Origin of the sequence: Lentzea nigeriaca (genome assembly GCF_016907955.1) — a bacterium.
Lineage (GTDB): Bacteria > Actinomycetota > Actinomycetes > Mycobacteriales > Pseudonocardiaceae > Lentzea > Lentzea nigeriaca.
Genome location: NZ_JAFBCX010000002.1, coordinates 329,757 through 345,737, shown reverse-complemented (window position 1 = coordinate 345,737; position 15,981 = coordinate 329,757). Strand labels below are relative to the sequence as shown.

General features: G+C 69.4%; 16 protein-coding genes and 1 tRNA gene. 10 read left to right on the top strand and 7 right to left on the bottom strand.

Annotated features, from left to right (window positions below; all coding sequences use genetic code 11):
- Positions 1-65 precede the first annotated feature (65 nt).
- Positions 66-839 carry a maleylpyruvate isomerase family mycothiol-dependent enzyme gene (locus tag JOD27_RS07975; RefSeq protein WP_204761478.1) on the top strand — a complete coding sequence of 258 codons (774 nt, stop codon included), beginning with the start codon at positions 66-68 and terminating at the stop codon, positions 837-839.
- Between the two features lie 2 nt (positions 840-841).
- The gene (locus JOD27_RS07970; protein WP_204761477.1) at positions 842-1,612 is read left to right on the top strand and encodes a maleylpyruvate isomerase family mycothiol-dependent enzyme; all 771 of its coding nucleotides are present in this window, start codon (positions 842-844) and stop codon (positions 1,610-1,612) included.
- 64 nt (positions 1,613-1,676) lie between these two features.
- On the opposite strand, the gene JOD27_RS07965 is transcribed toward JOD27_RS07970, so the two are convergent.
- From JOD27_RS07965 to JOD27_RS07955, 3 genes are all read right to left on the bottom strand, one after another.
- Positions 1,677-1,764 (bottom strand) — tRNA-Ser (locus tag JOD27_RS07965).
- Between the two features lie 32 nt (positions 1,765-1,796).
- Positions 1,797-2,243, bottom strand: a complete 447-nt coding sequence (locus tag JOD27_RS07960) for a nucleoside deaminase (RefSeq protein WP_204761476.1) — start codon at positions 2,241-2,243, stop codon at positions 1,797-1,799.
- A complete protein-coding gene (locus tag JOD27_RS07955; protein ID WP_204761475.1) occupies positions 2,240-2,728 on the bottom strand; it encodes a tRNA adenosine deaminase-associated protein in 489 nt (162 codons plus the stop codon). Before JOD27_RS07955 ends, JOD27_RS07960 begins: the two co-directional genes overlap by 4 nt.
- 60 nt (positions 2,729-2,788) lie before the next feature.
- Between JOD27_RS07955 and JOD27_RS07950 the strand changes: the two genes are divergently transcribed.
- From JOD27_RS07950 to JOD27_RS07930, 5 genes are read left to right on the top strand one after another with little or no spacing between them, the layout of a single operon-like run.
- Positions 2,789-3,994 (top strand): M20 metallopeptidase family protein, encoded by a 1,206-nt coding sequence (locus JOD27_RS07950; protein ID WP_204761474.1) that lies wholly within the window; start codon positions 2,789-2,791, stop codon positions 3,992-3,994.
- 25 nt (positions 3,995-4,019) lie between these two features.
- Positions 4,020-4,967 carry a prephenate dehydrogenase gene (locus JOD27_RS07945; RefSeq protein ID WP_239566653.1) on the top strand — a complete coding sequence of 316 codons (948 nt, stop codon included), beginning with the start codon at positions 4,020-4,022 and terminating at the stop codon, positions 4,965-4,967.
- Positions 4,968-4,976: 9 nt separating this feature from the next.
- On the top strand, positions 4,977-6,536 hold the full coding sequence (locus JOD27_RS07940) for a fibronectin type III domain-containing protein (RefSeq protein WP_204761472.1): 1,560 nt from the start codon (positions 4,977-4,979) through the stop codon (positions 6,534-6,536).
- Between the two features lie 9 nt (positions 6,537-6,545).
- Complete coding sequence (locus JOD27_RS07935; protein ID WP_204761471.1) at positions 6,546-8,267, top strand: hypothetical protein; 1,722 nt, start codon at positions 6,546-6,548, stop codon at positions 8,265-8,267.
- 18 nt (positions 8,268-8,285) lie between these two features.
- Positions 8,286-9,470, top strand: a complete 1,185-nt coding sequence (locus JOD27_RS07930; RefSeq protein WP_204761470.1) for a thiolase family protein — start codon at positions 8,286-8,288, stop codon at positions 9,468-9,470.
- Here JOD27_RS07930 and JOD27_RS07925 read toward each other — a convergent pair.
- Positions 9,467-10,177 carry a GbsR/MarR family transcriptional regulator gene (locus JOD27_RS07925; protein WP_204761469.1) on the bottom strand — a complete coding sequence of 237 codons (711 nt, stop codon included), beginning with the start codon at positions 10,175-10,177 and terminating at the stop codon, positions 9,467-9,469. The two genes, JOD27_RS07930 and JOD27_RS07925, sit on opposite strands and share 4 nt — an antisense overlap.
- Positions 10,178-10,375: 198 nt before the next feature.
- Between JOD27_RS07925 and JOD27_RS07920 the strand changes: the two genes are divergently transcribed.
- Both JOD27_RS07920 and JOD27_RS07915 read left to right on the top strand, forming a co-directional pair.
- The gene (locus JOD27_RS07920) at positions 10,376-10,981 is read left to right on the top strand and encodes a DUF4097 family beta strand repeat-containing protein (protein WP_204761468.1); all 606 of its coding nucleotides are present in this window, start codon (positions 10,376-10,378) and stop codon (positions 10,979-10,981) included.
- A gap of 27 nt (positions 10,982-11,008) precedes the next feature.
- The gene (locus tag JOD27_RS07915; RefSeq protein WP_204761467.1) at positions 11,009-13,123 is read left to right on the top strand and encodes a S9 family peptidase; all 2,115 of its coding nucleotides are present in this window, start codon (positions 11,009-11,011) and stop codon (positions 13,121-13,123) included.
- Here JOD27_RS07915 and JOD27_RS07910 read toward each other — a convergent pair.
- From JOD27_RS07910 to JOD27_RS07900, 3 genes are all read right to left on the bottom strand, one after another.
- The gene (locus JOD27_RS07910; RefSeq protein ID WP_204761466.1) at positions 13,107-13,562 is read right to left on the bottom strand and encodes a DUF397 domain-containing protein; all 456 of its coding nucleotides are present in this window, start codon (positions 13,560-13,562) and stop codon (positions 13,107-13,109) included. The genes JOD27_RS07915 and JOD27_RS07910 overlap by 17 nt on opposite strands.
- Positions 13,563-13,646: 84 nt before the next feature.
- Positions 13,647-14,207, bottom strand: a complete 561-nt coding sequence (locus JOD27_RS07905) for a putative glycolipid-binding domain-containing protein (protein ID WP_239566652.1) — start codon at positions 14,205-14,207, stop codon at positions 13,647-13,649.
- Between the two features lie 77 nt (positions 14,208-14,284).
- Positions 14,285-14,458, bottom strand: coding sequence for an antitoxin (locus JOD27_RS07900; protein WP_204761464.1), 174 nt, complete (start codon positions 14,456-14,458; stop codon positions 14,285-14,287).
- A 189-nt stretch (positions 14,459-14,647) separates the two neighbouring features.
- Here JOD27_RS07900 and JOD27_RS07895 point away from each other — a divergent pair, with 189 nt between their 5' ends.
- Positions 14,648-15,961 carry a BNR-4 repeat-containing protein gene (locus JOD27_RS07895; protein WP_239566651.1) on the top strand — a complete coding sequence of 438 codons (1,314 nt, stop codon included), beginning with the start codon at positions 14,648-14,650 and terminating at the stop codon, positions 15,959-15,961.
- The last annotated feature ends 20 nt before the right edge of the window (positions 15,962-15,981 follow it).

Genomic DNA, 15,981 nt, shown 5'->3' with positions numbered 1-15,981 from the left:
TCCAAATCGGAACGCTGACCGGTGGGCCCCTCCCAGGCGCCGGTCAGCGTCCCTACTTTGGGGGCATGGGGATGCTGACCTACGAGCGCCACTGCGCCGAGATCGTCAACCAGACCGACCTGCTGGTTTCCGCGCTGAACGGCGCTGACCTGGGCATTCAGGTGCCTTCCTGTCCGGACTGGACCGTGAACCAGCTGCTGCGCCACGTCGGCAACGCGTTCCGCTGGACCGACGAGATGATCCGCGAGAGGTGGCCGGAGGCCGACCCCGCCCGAGGCATGTCGCTCGACGTGTCGGCCTACGCGGGCGAGACGGCCGCCGAGCTCGGTCCTTGGCTCGCTGACAGCGCGGCGTCGCTCGCGTCCGCGCTCCAGGCCGTCGAACCGGACGAGATGATCGCCACGCTCGGCGGCCACCCCGGCCCGCGCCTGTGGTCACGCCGGATGATGCAGGAGACCGTCGTCCACCGCTGGGACGCCGTCAACGCGCTGGGTGTGCCGTTCGAGCTCGACCCCGCCGTCGCCGCCGACAACCTCGCGGAGTGGACCCGCTTCGCGCTGCCGTTCGCGTTCCTGCGCCGGCCGGCCGAGACCGCGGCGCTGGTGGGGCCGGGCAACACGGTCCACCTGCACGCGACCGACTTCGACTGCGAGCTCGTGATCGACCTGACCGGGCCGATGCCTGCTGTCCGGGAGGGGCACGAGAAGGCGGCGGTGGCGGTCCGCGGACCGGTGGTGGAACTGGTGCTCGCCGTCTACCGGCGCCGGACGGTGGAGGGTCTCGAGGTGTTCGGTGATCGCGACCTGCTCGACCGGTTTCTCGCGAGCGTACGTTTTTGACCATGGGGATGCTGACTTACGCGCAACGGCTCGACACGGGCGTTGCGCAGACCTCGCTGCTGGTTTCCGGCTTGGCCGACGCGGATCTCTCGGTTCGGGTGCCCGCCACGCCGGACTGGACGTTGAACCAGCTGCTGCGCCACCTCGGGTACGCGCACCGGTGGATCGAACAACTGGTCCGGGAGCGGATTCCGAACGCCGACCGATCGCTCAGCAAGGCGCACTCCGTCGAGGGGTACGCCGGCGAAACGGCCGCAGAGCTGGGCCCCTGGCTGACCGAGGGCGCGGAACTGCTGGCGGCGGCGATGCGCGAGGTGTCGCCGGACGACCCGATCGCCGTGCTGTTCCCCGACGAGCCGGGGCCACGGTTCTGGGCGCGGCGGATGGCGCACGAGACGTGGGTGCACCGCCACGACGCGTTCGAGGCGCTGGGGCTGCCGTTCGAGGTCGATCCGGTGGTGGCCGCGGACGGGTTGTACGAGTGGATGACCGTGGGGCTGCGGATCGTGCACCTGCGCCGGCCGGAGTTCGCTGAACTGCTCGGGGCGGGCACGCTGGCGTTCGAGGCGACCGACGTCGACGTGAGGTGGCTGGTTGATCTGACCGGGACCGCACCGGTCGCCCGTCAAAACAAGGGCGCGGCCGCGGTGACCGTGCGGGGACCGGCCGCGGAGCTGGTGCTGGCGCTCTACCGGCGCCGGAGTGCGGACGGGCTGGACGTGTCCGGCGATGCGACGTTGCTGAAGGAGTTCCTGGCCCGCGCGAGGTTCTAGCGAACGGACCAGGCCCGACAAAGCAAAAGGCGAGTGCTCGTCACGAGCACTCGCCTTTCAGCTTTGGCGGTGGCGGTGGGATTTGAACCCACGGAGGCTTGCACCTCACACGCTTTCGAGGCGTGCTCCTTCGGCCGCTCGGACACGCCACCGATAAGAACAATACACAGCCGGATCCAGAGGGTTAACGCTGGGTCCGAAAGAAGCGTTCGAGCAGGTCAGCGCACTCTTCCTCGAGCACACCGCCGCGCACCTCCGGCCGGTGGTTGAGCCGGCGGTCGCGAACGACGTCCCACAACGACCCCACGGCGCCCGTTTTGGGCTCCCAGGCACCGAAAACGAGACGAGAAACACGGGCGAGCACCAGTGCCCCCGCGCACATCGTGCAGGGTTCGAGGGTGACAGCCAGGGTGCAGCCGTCCAGCCGCCAGCCGTCGCCGTACTTCGTCGCCGCCTCGCGCAGGGCCAGGATCTCGGCGTGCGCGGTCGGGTCGCCGAGTGCCTCACGGGCGTTGCAGGCCGACGCGAGCACCTCGCCGGACGGTGCGAAGACGACCGCGCCGATCGGGACGTCGGGGCCGGAATCGGCGGCCGCGTTCAGGGCGGCGCGGACGAGGTCGGAGTCGTTCACGCCTGGATCGTGTCGAGCAGCTTCGTGAACTCGTCGATGAAGCCGACGCGCTGGGCGATCATCTGGAGCTGCTCGTCCGGGTAGAGGTCGACCTGGTCGACGATGATCTGGAGCTCGTGCGAGGGCATGCCGAGGTCGGACAACACGCCGAGGTCGCCCTCCGGCCAGAGCTCGGTGTCCTCCTCGTCCGGCGGCTCGACGCGCAGGAGGTCGAGGACGTCGGCCGCGATGTCGTAGTCGAGGGCGGCCGCCGCGTCGGAGAGCAGCAGCGCCACGCCGCCGGGCACCGGGCGCAGGATGATGAAGAACTCGTCGTCGACCGCCAGCAGGCCGAACACGGCGCCGGTCGACCTGAGTTGACGCAGCTGCGTGATCGCCGCGTCCAGCTCCGACAGCGCGGAGCTGTCCATCCTGCTGCACCGCCAGCGGCCGTCCTCCCGGACGACCGCGACCGCGAAGCCGTTGACCGGCTCCTGCTGTGTCATGTGCACACCGTAGGGCCCAGACGACCTTCCCGGTAGCTGAGGTGGTGGCACCATCGGTAGATGAGCACAAACACGCCGGACCCCCGTCTCGCCGGACTGCTCGAAGGGGCGCGCGCGCTGCAGCCCCGCACGGTGGCACTGCGCAGGCAGATCCACCGCCACCCTGAACAGGGACTTCAACTCCCCAAGACCCAGGCGGCGATCCTGCACGCGCTGGAGGGGCTGCCGGTCAAGGTCACGAAGGGCGAGTCGACCACCTCGGTGGTGGCGGTGCTCGAGGGTGATCGGCCGGGGCCGACGGTGCTGCTGCGCGGCGACATGGACGGCCTGCCGCTGCAGGAGGACACGGGACTGCCCTACGCGTCCGAAGTGGACGGCAACATGCACGCGTGCGGGCACGACACGCACGTGGCGATGCTGGCGTCCTCCGTCCGACTGCTGGCCGACCGGCGGGACGCGCTGCGGGGCAAGGTGCTGTTCATGTTCCAGCCGGGCGAGGAGGGCTACCACGGCGCCCGGTACATGATCGAGGAAGGCCTGCTCGACGACGGTGTGGAGAAGGCTTTCGCCCTGCACATCACGTCGAAGATGAAGTCGGGCGTGGTGACGTGCCGCCCCGGCCCGATCATGGCGTCCGGGGACACGTTCCACATCCACGTGAAGGGCCGCGGCGGACACGGCGCGATGCCGCACAACGCCCTCGACCCGGTGCCGGCCGCCGCGGCGATGGTCGGCGCGATCCAGACGATGCTCGGCCGCCGGATCAGCGTGCACGAGCCGGCCGTGGTGACGGTCGCGCAGATCAAGGCCGGTACGACGACGAACATCATCCCTGAGGTGGCCACCCTCGACGGGACGATCAGGACGTTGTCCGAGGCCACCCGCAAGCAGGTGCACAAGGAGATCAAGCAGGTCGTGAAGCACACGGCCGCGGCGTACGGCTGCCACGCCGAGGTGAGCATCGTGCCGGGCTATCCGGTTACGGTGAACGACGACCAGGTAGGACAGCACGTGGTGGACCTGGTCGCGCAGGCGATGGGGCCCACGTGGAGCGAGCCGATGCAGGATCCGCTGATGGGTGCGGAGGACTTCTCGTACGTGCTGCAGCGGGTGCCTGGGGCGTTGGCGTTCCTCGGGGCCTGCCCGCGTGGGATCGACGTCGACGACGCGCCGCCCAACCACTCGAACCGGGTGCTGTTCGACGAGGCCGCGATGGAGCACGGGGTGGCTGCGTACGCGGCGTTCGCGCTGGACGCCCTCCGGTAGTTCCGGGCACGTGTCGCACGGAATGATGGGCGCCGTGCGAGACGTGTGCGTGATCGGACTGGGACTGATCGGCGGTTCCGTGCTGCGGGCCGCCAAGGCTGCCGGGCGCACGGTGTGGGGTGCGACGGCGAGCAGGGAAGACGCGGACAAGGCACGCGCTGAGGGCTTCGACGTCACGACCGTGGACGAGGCCCTCAGCCGCGACCGCGAGGCGCTCGTCGTTCTCGCCGTGCCCCTGCCCGCCCTGCCCGATCTTCTCCGCAGGATCCCCAAAGGCACCCGTCTCACGGACGTCACCAGCGTCAAAGGGCCTGTTCACGACGCTGTGCACCGGTACGCGCCCGAGGTCCGCTTCGTCGGCGGCCACCCGATGGCCGGCACCAGCAGAAGCGGCTGGGACGCGGGCAGCGTGACCCTCTTCCAGGGGGCGGCCTGGGTCGTCACGCCGGAGGAGGCCGACGACCACCTCAACGACGTCATGCAGCTCGCGCTCGACCTCGGCGCCCACGTCGTCCCGACCACACCCGAGGAGCACGACGAGGCCGTCGCGCGGATCAGCCACCTCCCCCACGTGATGGCCGCGGTCCTGGCCGCGGTGGGCGCGGACGGCGGACCGCTGGCCATGGCGCTCGCGGCGGGCAGCTTCGGCGACGGCACAAGGGTGGCGGGCAGCCGACCCGAGCTCGTGCGCGCGATGTGCGAGGGGAACCGGGACGCGCTGCTGATGGCGGTCGACGACGCGCTCGGCAGGCTCGGGGCGGCGCGCGGATCGCTGGCGTCGACCGGTGGGCTCGCCAAGACGATCGAGGCCGGGCACGACGGCCGAAACGCGCTGGTCAACCAGGCTCAGCGGACCGAGATCACCATCGACCTGACCAAGCCAGGAGCGCTGGCGGCGCTCCGAAATCTCGGGTCGCGGGGCGGACGTGTGGTTGGGCTGGACGGCAGCACCGCCACAGCGGAAACGTCGTAGGGTCGCCGGGTGGATCGACGGACGCTCGCCGGTGGGCTCGGTGGCCTCGCGCTCGTCATCGCCGCCGTCGTGGCCCTCCGCGCGGGCGACGGGCCGGGCACGCTGAAGCGCGAGATCGACGCCGGCGTCGAGGTCGTGCAGCAACAGGAGCCCACGAAACCCGCCAATCCGAGGGCGCAGGCGCTGGACGCCGACGCGCTGCAGATCGCGTGGAACGGCTCGGCGTCGGCCTACGAGGTGCGCTGGAACGGCAACGAGCAGCTCGTTCCCGGTCCCGAGGTCGAGATCGCGGGGCTGAACCCGGAGCAGCGGGTCGAGGTCGACATCCGCGCGGTCAACGCGACGGGCAAGCGGTCTGAGCCGCTCAGGATCTCCGCGACGCCCAAGGACCTCTACGACGACAAGTGGGACGACCAGCTCGTCGGGCAGGTGGACAGGTTCGACGGACCGGAGTCGCTCGACCCGCGGAAGTGGCGCGTCGAGGCCGAGCACGAGTGCCTGGGCCTCAGGCCGTTCGGGCCCAGCAAGCGCGTCGACGTCGACTGCCCGATGGCCGCGTTCCAGTCGAACACGCCCATCCGGTTCGGAGTGCCGGCGAGCGACGGCGCCATCGGCAGGGCGATCATCAGCGTCGCCGGAGCCGTGGAGTCGAGTCACGTGCGGCTCACGCTGCTGCCCGACCCGTGGCACTACCTCAGGGAGACCGACAACCAGCCGCGCGGCGCGGTCAGTCTCGACGTCACGACGCAGGGCACGCGGATCGTCGCGGACCCCGAGCTGCCCCGCACCGGCAAGCAGGTGCAGCTCGGCGACGCGCCGCTGACCGGGCTCGTGGCGGGCGTGCGGCACCGGTGGGAGATGCGGGTGCTGCCCGACGCCGTGCTGGCACTGCGGGACGGTGTCGTGGTCGCCTACGAGCCGGTGGCCGTCAAGGAACCGCTGGTCCACCCCAGGATCCGGATCGACGGCGGCGGCTTCCTCGACGCGTTCGGCGTCGGTGGCGTGCCGGAACGCGTCCTGCCGACCGAGGTCCTCTCGCTCGCCCAGGACGCCGAGGTCCCGCAGGACGCGGCCGCGGCCAAGATCGTCACGCTCGAGCCCGGCAACCAGGTCAAGATCACCGAGGTGGCCGCGGGCGTCAGGAAGATCGCGGCCGCCGACCCCGCCCAGCTCGTGATCATCCGCAAGCCGGAGAGCCGTCCCGGCGCCCTGCCGAAGCTCGCGGACCGACCAGGCGGTATCAAGACCGGCGGGCCGCGGTTGCACGTCATGCACGAGGACGGCACCAAGCCCCCGCAGCCGATCCCGCACCACGGCCGCGTCCTCGTCACGGCCGAGATCAACGCCATCGGGCACCGCGGCATCGAGCTCGAACTCGACGGCAGGCGGATAGTCGCGCTGCCCACCGACGAGCAGGGTCCCGGTGTCCCCGGCAGGCACGAGTTCTGGCTCGACACGAAGAAGTTGACGCCGGGGTCGCACGCTCGGCTCAAGCTGAGCGTCCTTCCGGCGGACCATTCCGAACCCGTTACCACCGAAACCGTGTTCGAGCTGGGCACAACGCCTTAGCGTGACCGCATGAAGCGGGTCGCCTTCGCTGTCGCAGGGCTCGCGTTGGTGGTGGGCGTGATCTTGTTGCGCGACACCAACGGGGGCAACTCGACCTTGCCCACGGCTCCCCCGCCGCCGACGAAGCTCAAGCCGTACGAGGCGGAGCAGGTGCTCGTGCCGGCCCCACAAGGGCGTCCCGGCACACCCACGAACGTCGTCGCGCGCGGCGGCCACCACAAGATCCAGCTGACCTGGTCAGGCGACGCCCCCGGCTACGAGGTGCGGTGGGGCGACAGGACCAAGCTCGTCACCAGGCCCGGTACGCAGCTCAACGGTCTGGAGAACGAGCGCGAGCAGCAGATCGAGATCCGCGCGGTCGACTCGTTCGGCCAGCGCTCCCAGCCCGCGACCACGAAGGCGACACCCCGCGCGGACAGCGCCCCCTACACGTTCGTCGACCGCTTCGACCAGGCGGACGAGCCCGACCTGCAACGCTGGCGCCTCGCCAAGCGCACCGACTGCGCCCGCGCGACGTCAGGAGACGCCGAGGACCACGACCGGCTGGTCATCAGCAGCAGCTGTGGCACGCGCGCGGTCACGCTGAGGTCGCGCACGCCGTTCGTCCGCACTGACGACGACAGCCGCCTGGTGATCGAGACCGACGCCCCCGGCACCGGCGGCAAGTTGCTGCTCGACCTCGTGCCCGGCCCGGTCAGCGTCCAGGGCGACCCGGTCCTGCCGAACGCCATCCGCGCGACCGTCTCCACCGACGTCGCCGGCAACTCCGTCGTCGATCTCGTCCCGAACGGCACGACGGCCAAGGCCATCCCGCCCGCGCTGCCGGGCGTGACCGTGCGCTGGGAGATCGTGCTGACCAAGACCGGGACGCACGTCACCCGTGACGGTGAAGTCGTCGCCACCAGCCCGTTCGTGCCGGAGTGGCGCGAGGCGACAGCGCTGGTCGGTGTCGCTGCGCTCGCGGGCGACCGGATCCGTGCCGGCGTCGACCTCATCGGCTACCGGACCGCCAAGGCCGACGCGCCACCCGCCGTCCCGACGCCGCAGGTGCGCGTCGACGGCCCGACCAGCAGCGCGTTGCCGATCCCGGACGTCACCTCGGGTCAGCTGCGCATCGCGTTGATCCCGTCGCGCGAAAGCGACCCGGTGACCGCGGTGAAGATCAACGGCGTCGAGGTTCCGCTGCGGCCGGCCGTCCCCGGAACGCAGTGGAAACCGGGCGCGGAGTACCCGGCCATCGCGGACCTGCCCAAAGAGGCCTTCACCGAGAACCTCAACGTCCAGCTGGTCACCTGGGAACGCATCCAGGTCACGCACACCGACGTCGAGCTCACCGGCCCCAAGAGCGCTCCGCAGCGCCAGCCGGGCACACCGCTCGTCGAGTCGAAACCGGTGCTCGCCGACCCCGTTCCCGAGATCCTCGACGCGAGCGGCCAGCCCATCGAGAACGGCGCCGCGTTCACCAGGGGACGCGTGGTCATCGAGGTCCGCGTCAACGCCCTCGACTCGGCCGTCGCGGGCCTCGCCGGGTTCGAGGTGCGGCTCGACGGCAACCACGTCGCGACCATTCCCACCACGGCCGACGGACCGGGCGCCGCGGGCCGGTGGCGGATTTCACTGAACACCGGCTCGCTCGCGGAGGGCGCGCACGCGGTCGAGGTCAAAGCCTTCAGCACCGATCCAGACGTGCACCCCGAAACGGGTTACGTTCCCTTCTTGTTGAAGCCCTGATTGCCGCAAGATGGACATATGGCCCGCGCACTGATCCTCGACGCAGCCCGCACTCCGTTCGGCAGGTACCGGGGAGGTCTCTCCGGCATCCGGGTGGACGACCTCGCGGCGCTGCCGATCGTCGACCTGCTGCGCCGCTACCCCGGCCTCGACCTCGCGCGCATCGACGACGTGCTGCTCGGCGACGCGAACGGCGCCGGCGAGGACAACCGCAACGTCGCGCGCATGGCCGCCCTGCTGGCGGGCCTGCCGGTCTCGGTGCCGGGCGCGACGCTGAACCGCCTGTGCGCCTCCGGTGGCGAGTCGATCATCCAGGCCGCGCGGGCACTCATCGCCGGCGACGCCGACCTGATCGTCGCGGGCGGCGTGGAGGGCATGTCGCGGGCGCCGTTCGTGACGGCACGGCCGGACAAGGCTTTCCCGGACCGCATGGAGACCGTGTCGACGGCCCTCGGCTGGCGGCTGGTCAACCCGCGGATGCCCAAGCACTACACCGTGCCGTTGGGGCTGGCCGCCGAGAACGTCGCCCACGAACTGGGCATCACACGTTCCGAAATGGACAACTTCGCTTTGAGGTCACACCGCCGCGCCGCTGCTGCGTGGGATGCGGGTGTGCACGAGGGCTTCGCATTCGCCGTGCAGCTGCCGGACGGCACCGCGGTGCGTCGCGACGAGAACGTCCGCGCCGACACGAGCATCGACAAGCTCGCCAAGCTGAAGCCCGCCTTCTCGGAGAACGGCTCGGTGACCGCAGGCAACGCATCTCCGTTGAACGACGGCGCTTTGGCCGCGTTGATGGGCACCGAGGCCATTGCGGCGGAGCTGGGCGTCGAGCCGCTGGCGGAGGTGCTGGGCAGCGCGACGACCGGCGAGGAGCCGCACCGGTTCACGATCGCGCCGGTGTCGGCGATCCGGAAGTTGATGAAGCGGCTGCACCTCGATGCTCACCAGATCGACCTGTGGGAGATCAACGAGGCGTTCGCCGCCATGGCGTTGTCGGTGCTGCACCACCTGCCGGAGATCGACCGCGAGAAGGTCAACGTGCACGGCGGGGCCATCGCGTACGGGCATCCGCTCGGTGCCTCGATGCCGCGCGTGATCATCGATGTGGCGCGGCATCTGCGGGCGCGAGGTGGCGGTGTTGGGATCGCGGCCGCCTGCGTGGGTGTCGGGCAGGGTGTCGCGGTCGCGGTCCGCGTCTAGTCCTTCGGGTGCAGGATGTCGCGGGCCTGCTCGGCAGCCCTCACGATGCTTTCGCTGACGAAGTCGAGGAACCGCGCGATGTTCTCCAGGCGCGTGGCAGCCGGGGTGCCGGACCCGAGGACGCTCACGCCCTCGCGTGCCGCCTCGGCGAGCTTGCTGGTGCCAGTGGCGCTGGCGATCATCGACTGGTACCAGATGTCGCCCTCGTCGACGACGTAACGCTCGCGGCGGCCCTCCTGCACCCTGCCGATCAGGCCCTGACTTTCCAGGTACGCCATCGCCTTCGAGACGGACGCCGGGCTGACCTGCAGGTGGCCCACCAGTTCTGACGCGGTGAGGCTGCCGGTGTCGGTGGCGTAGAGGCTGGCGAGCGCCCTCGCCGTCATCTTCGGCAGGCCCTGGGCGATGAAGATGCAGGCGAACGTCTCCTCGAACTCGCGCACCGCCTCGGGGTCGCGACCGTCGGCCCGTTCTGGCGCCTGGCGGCCTCGGGGCACGGCCTGCTTGCGGCGCTGGGCCCTGCGTTCGGTGGCCAGGTGGGCGAGGTCGGCCTTGTAGCCGGCCGGACCGCCGTTGCGCATCACCTCGCGCGTGATCGTCGAGGTGGGGCGGTCCAGGTTCCTCGCGATCTCGGCGTAGGCGAGGCCGTCGGCCAGGCCGATCGCGATCTGGCGGCGTTCCTGCTGGGTGAGTCGACCTCCTGGCATGGCGCGACCATAGCGTTCACCTTCACTTCATTGCAACGCAATGCGGGTGATCGTTGCATTAGATCTACATCTCATTGCAACAATTTATAGCCTATGACCTGCATATACGCATATCTGATGCAACAAGCTTGTTGTCGGTATCTATGAACGCAACGTAGCTTTTCGCTCATCAGAAACAACGAGCTACAGGAGCCAGAGATGCAGAAGTTCGCCACCCCCGCCCCGATCACCACCGTCCTCGACATCCCGGCGGGTCTCGTCCAGTTCATCGCCGCCGACCGCGACGACACAACCATCGACGTCCGCCCGTCGGACGCCTCGAAGAGCCGCGACGTGAAGGCCGCCGAGCAGACCGAGGTCGAGTTCGCCGATGGTGTCCTGCGGATCAAGGGCAAGGTCAAGAACCAGATCCTCGGCGCCTCCGGTGCCGTCGAGGTCACCGTCCAGCTGCCCGCCGGGTCCCGCGTCGAGGCCAGGGCGGCCGCGGCCGAGTTCCGCGGCGTCGGCCGGCTCGGCGACGTCGCCTTCGAGGCGGCGCAGAGCGACATCAAGATCGACGAGGCCGCGGGCCTGCGGGTGAGCACCCAGGCCGGTGACGTCACCGTCGGCAGCCTCTCCGGTTCCGCGGAGATCAGCACGCAGAAGGGCGACATCACCATCGGCGTCGCCGCCGGTCTCTCGGCCTCGCTGGACGCCGGCACCTCCTACGGCCGCATCCAGAACTCGCTGAAGAACAACGGCACCGCCGACCTGACCATCCGCGCCACCACCTCGTACGGCGACATCACCGCCCGCAGCCTCTGACCACTTTCGAACACTGGGGAGAAAACGTTGAGCACCACCGAGAACTACCAGGCAGCAGAGAAGCTCCTCCGCCGCTCGGCCGCGCCCGGCGAGCTGGTCGTCGGCGACAAGGTCCGTCCACAGTGGATCGACGGTGGTGCCCGCTTCTGGTACCAGGTCCGCGACGGCGCCGACCGTCAGTTCGTCCTGGTCGACCCGGCGACGGGCACCCGCCAGCCGGGTTTCGACCCCACCCCGTTCCTCCCCGCCCCCGGCAACCCGCTGGAGGTGTCGTCCCCCGACGGCAAGTTCGCCGTCTCCCGGCGAGGAGAAGACCTGTGGGCCCGCTCCGGTGAACGCGAGTGGGCGCTGACCACCGACGGCTCGGAGAACCACGGCTACGGCTACGGCCCGGACTCCGGCAGCTACGGCACGCTGATGCGCAAGTTCGGCCTGCCGCACATGCCGCCCGCGCTCGCCTGGTCGCCCGACTCCACGAAGGTGCTGGCGCACCGGACCGACCAGCGCGACACCCGGCAGACCCACCTGCTGGAGTCCAGGCCGGCCGACGGCGGCGCCCCGGTGCTGCACACCCAGCGCTACGCCTACCCCGGCGACGAGCACATGCCGTTGGCGGAGCTGGTCGTCTTTGACATCGCGGAAGGCACGATGGTCCGCGCCCAGACGCCACCACTGCTCATGCCGGAGTTCTCCCCGATCATGCTCGGCTGGGCGTGGTGGGCAGAGGACAGCTCGGCCGTGTACTTCATCAGCAGGACGCGCGACCAGCACACGCTGACCCTGAACCGGATGGACGCCCGCACCGGCGAGGTCCGCGTGGTGCTGAGCGAGACCGGAACCACCCGCATGAGCCCCAACCAGTGGATGTACGGCGCCCCGGTCGTCCGCGTGCTGGCCGGCGAGGTGCTGTGGTTCTCGCAGCGCGACGGCTGGGGCCACCTCTACCGCTACGACCTCCACACCGGTGCGTTGCTGGGTCAGGTCACCTCCGGCCAGTGGCTGGTGCGCGAGATCCTGCACGTCGACGAGGCCTCCCGGGCCGTGTACTTCACCGCCTCGGGTTTGGTCGAGGAGGACCCGTACCGCCGCACGGTCTGCCGCGTTTCGTTGGACGGCACCGGTTTCGCCCTGGTCACCGACGACACGCTGGACCACGTCGTCACGGTGTCGGAGAACAAGGCGTACTTCGTCGACTCGGCGTCCACTGTGGACAGTCCGCCGGTGACGACGGTCCGCGACTGGACCGGCCGCGTGCTGGTCTCGCTGGAACGCGCCGACATCACGCGGCTCATCGAGACCGGTTGGACCGCGCCAGAACATTTCTGCGTCAAGGCAGCCGACGGTTCCACTGACATCTACGGCGTGCTGTACAAGCCACGCGGGTTCGATCCGTCCGGCAGCTATGCCGTGGTGGACAACGTTTATCCCGGCCCGCAGGTCACGCGCGTCGACCCGTGCTTCGACCCCGGCGGCATGGGCCTGGACGCGGAACCCTTGGCAGCACTCGGCTTCGTGGTGGTCGCGCTGGACGGCCGCGGCACTCCGGGCCGTAGCAAGGCTTTCCTCGACGTGTCCTACGGCCGGTTGGCCGACGCGGGCAGCCTGGAGGACCACGTCGCGGCGCTGCACCAGCTGGCCGAGACACGCCCGTGGATGGATCTCGACCGCGTGGGCGTGATGGGCCACTCCGGCGGCGGGTTCGCGGCGGGACGGGCGATGCTGGCCTTCCCCGAGACGTTCAAGGCCGGTGTGGCGCTGTCCGGCTCGCACGACGCCCGATGCATCGGGCTGGGCTGGGCGGAGTCGTGCGACGGCGCGGACAACCCGTCGGCATGGGAGCGCGCGTCCAACACCGAGATCGCGGACCGGTTGGAGGGCAAGCTGCTGCTGGTGCACGGCGAACTGGACGACACGGCGCACCCGGACCACTCACTGCGGCTGGCCGACGCCCTGATCGCGGCGGGCAAGGACTTCGAGCTGCTCATCGTGCCGGGGGCCGAGCACCTGTACATCGACAAGCTGGCCTACGTGCGGACGCGCTGCTGGGACTTCCTGGTGCGCTCGCTCATGGGGGTGGAGCCGCCGGCTTACCGGCCCGCGCCGATCATCATCGACCCGGAGGTGCTCAGCGAGATGCTTTGACCTCGGTCAGGAACGCCGACCACGCCTTGTCCGACACGGGCAGGTGCGTGGTCGGCGCCTTGCTGTCCCGGATGCCGACGCCATACCCGACCTCTACGCAGTCACTCGAAGTGCCGCTGTGGCGCTCCCGCTCGATCAAGGTGCGCAGCTGATTGGGCACGCCGTCGGCGTCGAGTTCGAGGTAGCCCTTTCGCAGGGTTTCTCGGTACAACGCGAGCAGGCGACGCGCCTCGTCCGGTCCGACGCCGCGGAGGCCGAGCAACATGGCCAGCTCGACCTCGGTGACCCCGCCCTTGCCCTTCACCAGGTCGGAGACCTTGGCCTTTTCCCAGCCGAGCAGTTCGGCGAGCCTGCGCTGGGTGAGGCCCGCGCGTGGGATGGCATCGCGAACACCATCACCGAACGAGCGGCCGACCACGCTCGAAGTCCGTTTCGGCATGGACGGGAAGCTAGGACCCTCGAGCCGTTCTCCTCCATCGTTTGGATGCGACTCGCCACGAAGGAAGCACTTCTTGGACGGGTTCTAAATCCGCTTCGAGATCAACGGGTAGTCGACGACGAGGCCGTTCTGGTCGACCTTGATGTCCTGCTCGAACCCACCGCTGCGGAACCGCACCACCGACTCCTCGTCGCCCACCGAGACCGTCTTGTAGGTCTGCGTCACGACCTTCACCGACAGGTCGGGCAGCGACACCCACACGACGGGAAGGTCGAACTCGCCTTCCTCGCGATGCAGGTTGAGGCGCCTGATCGGGATGGTGTTGAACAGGACCGCGAACTGGACGTCGACGTCGAGCGCGTCGTTGAACGTCTCGCGTTTGGCGCCCTGGCCGTGGTCGACGAGCCAGGCGCCGTCCTCGGTCCTCGACAGGGAGCAGTGGCGCTCCTCGAGCACCGTCGCTGTGCGCAGCAGCAGGCGGGTGACCTGGCCGCTGTCGCCGACGGAGACCTCGAAGGAGGCGTTGAACTGCTCGTCGGGGCCCGCGGCCACCATGCGGCCCGAGGCGCGCAGGCGCTGGTCGCTCGACAGCAGCAGCCGCACCTGTTCGAGGCGTGGCTCGTGGAGGCCCTGCCAGGTGATCATCTCTGGCCTGCGGGCAGAAGGAGAGCGGGTCTCCCCGTTCGAGGTCACCCGCCCTGCGTCAGTGGCGTTGAAGGAGTTCACTCTCCACCCGGAAGGAAGTCTTTGATCTTCTCGGCGACCGAGTCGACCTGCTCTTCGTGACCGAACTTGCCTGCGACGAAATCAGCCGCCGCGTCCACGCCCTTGTCGACCTGCTCGTGGTGCTGCTCGGCGAGGTCCATGGCCTTGTTCTTGATCTCGTCGAAGTTCATGTGGTGCTCCTCCGCTTCTGACGCAGGGTACCCGAGACGACCCCACGTGTTGATAGCCGCGATGACGCCAACTCCGCCTGGACAAGTCGGCTGGGCGGCAACGATGATGGCCCCGCCGCCGCCTGGTCGGCCGCCGTCGCGGCCAGAACCAGGAGGACAAGCCACATGACACGGCTCCTGCGTGGAGTTATGTCCGCTGTACTGCTGTTGCCGCTCGTCGCAGTCCCTTCGGCCCACGCCACGGCCGATGTGCTGGGGAAGGCGAAGTTCGCGGTGACGACCACGGCCACGAACGTCGCGGCCCGCAGCGACCGGCGCCCGGTCGCGGGCGGGGTGTACGACCGCGAAGTCGGGAAGACCTTCATCTCGTGGGCCGGTCAGTACGAGGACAGCTACGTCCAGACGTACGACCACCGCAAGGCCACCTGGTCCGCGCCCAACCGGGTCGCGGACGGGGACAAGGACTCGCACAACTACCCGACCATGGTTCAGGCCAAGGACGGGCATCTGCTGATCTTCCGCGGCATGCACAACGTCGAGCTGCGCATGTCCCGTTCGCCACAGCCCAACTCGGCGGACGGGGTCTGGGAAGAGACGCTGATCTCGAAGAACGCGGCGACCTACCCAATGCCGTTCGTGACGCGCGACGGCACGATCTACGTCTTCTACCGCGAGACGACCCGCGACCTCGACCACACGACACCCACGGACACGCGACCGATGCTCTACGTGGTGTCGAAGGACAACGGCAGGACGTGGAAGACCTCCACGGAACTGACCGGTGACCGGTTCGCGATCGGCTCGACCTCCCGCGCCGACAACATGAACGAGATCTACATCGGTCAGCTGCGGCAGGAGGACAACGGCCGCGTGCGGATCGTGTACACGCTCGCGGGTGGTGGCCCGGAAGGACATCTGCACGACCGGTACCACCGCAACCTCTACTACACGTGGTTCGACCCGCGGAACCTGCACTTCTACTCGGCCGCGGGCACAGATCTGGGCACCCAGATCGACGACGCCGACCAGGAGCAGCACCTGAAGGTCGCGGAGACCCCGCTGACGCTGCCGAACAACGTGAAGTCGCCCGACTACATCCAGCTCGTCGGCACGACGCTGGGCAAGCCGTTCCTGCTGTGGTTCATGGGTGACCCCGCCGACGGGCCGCTGCACAACTACCTGTCCACCTGGAACGGTCGCGCGTGGGAGACCAAGGAGGTCGCACGGGGCCTGCGGACCCGTGAGATGGAACCGGTCGACCCGTTCACCTGGCGCGTGTACGCCACTGAGGACGGAAAGCCGAACGTGAACACCTACCTTGTGCGGTTCGGCTGCTCGTGGACACCGGAAACCGTGATCCCCACGGCGAAGCCGGTGCAGCGCGTCGAGATCGTGGAGAACTTCCGCGATCCCGCACGGGCGATCTTCTCCGGCGCGTCCTCGCAACGAGACGTCGCCATCGCTGACGGAGACATCAGCGTGGCGGGCATTACCCGCCGGTAACAGTACGCGGGGAGCTTTCG

Excerpts from the sequence above, each read along its gene's own strand:
- JOD27_RS07975 (WP_204761478.1), top strand. The coding sequence starts at position 66 with ATGGGGATGCTGACCTACGAGCGCCACTGCGCCGAGATCGTCAACCAG.
- JOD27_RS07970 (WP_204761477.1), top strand. The coding sequence starts at position 842 with ATGGGGATGCTGACTTACGCGCAACGGCTCGACACGGGCGTTGCGCAG.
- JOD27_RS07955 (WP_204761475.1), bottom strand. The coding sequence starts at position 2,728 with ATGACACAGCAGGAGCCGGTCAACGGCTTCGCGGTCGCGGTCGTCCGG.
- JOD27_RS07950 (WP_204761474.1), top strand. The coding sequence starts at position 2,789 with ATGAGCACAAACACGCCGGACCCCCGTCTCGCCGGACTGCTCGAAGGG.
- JOD27_RS07945 (WP_239566653.1), top strand. The coding sequence starts at position 4,020 with ATGGGCGCCGTGCGAGACGTGTGCGTGATCGGACTGGGACTGATCGGC.
- JOD27_RS07935 (WP_204761471.1), top strand. The coding sequence starts at position 6,546 with ATGAAGCGGGTCGCCTTCGCTGTCGCAGGGCTCGCGTTGGTGGTGGGC.
- JOD27_RS07930 (WP_204761470.1), top strand. The coding sequence starts at position 8,286 with ATGGCCCGCGCACTGATCCTCGACGCAGCCCGCACTCCGTTCGGCAGG.
- JOD27_RS07925 (WP_204761469.1), bottom strand. The coding sequence starts at position 10,177 with ATGCCAGGAGGTCGACTCACCCAGCAGGAACGCCGCCAGATCGCGATC.
- JOD27_RS07920 (WP_204761468.1), top strand. The coding sequence starts at position 10,376 with ATGCAGAAGTTCGCCACCCCCGCCCCGATCACCACCGTCCTCGACATC.
- JOD27_RS07910 (WP_204761466.1), bottom strand. The coding sequence starts at position 13,562 with ATGCCGAAACGGACTTCGAGCGTGGTCGGCCGCTCGTTCGGTGATGGT.
- JOD27_RS07905 (WP_239566652.1), bottom strand. The coding sequence starts at position 14,207 with ATGATCACCTGGCAGGGCCTCCACGAGCCACGCCTCGAACAGGTGCGG.
- JOD27_RS07900 (WP_204761464.1), bottom strand. The coding sequence starts at position 14,458 with ATGAACTTCGACGAGATCAAGAACAAGGCCATGGACCTCGCCGAGCAG.
- JOD27_RS07895 (WP_239566651.1), top strand. The coding sequence starts at position 14,648 with ATGTCCGCTGTACTGCTGTTGCCGCTCGTCGCAGTCCCTTCGGCCCAC.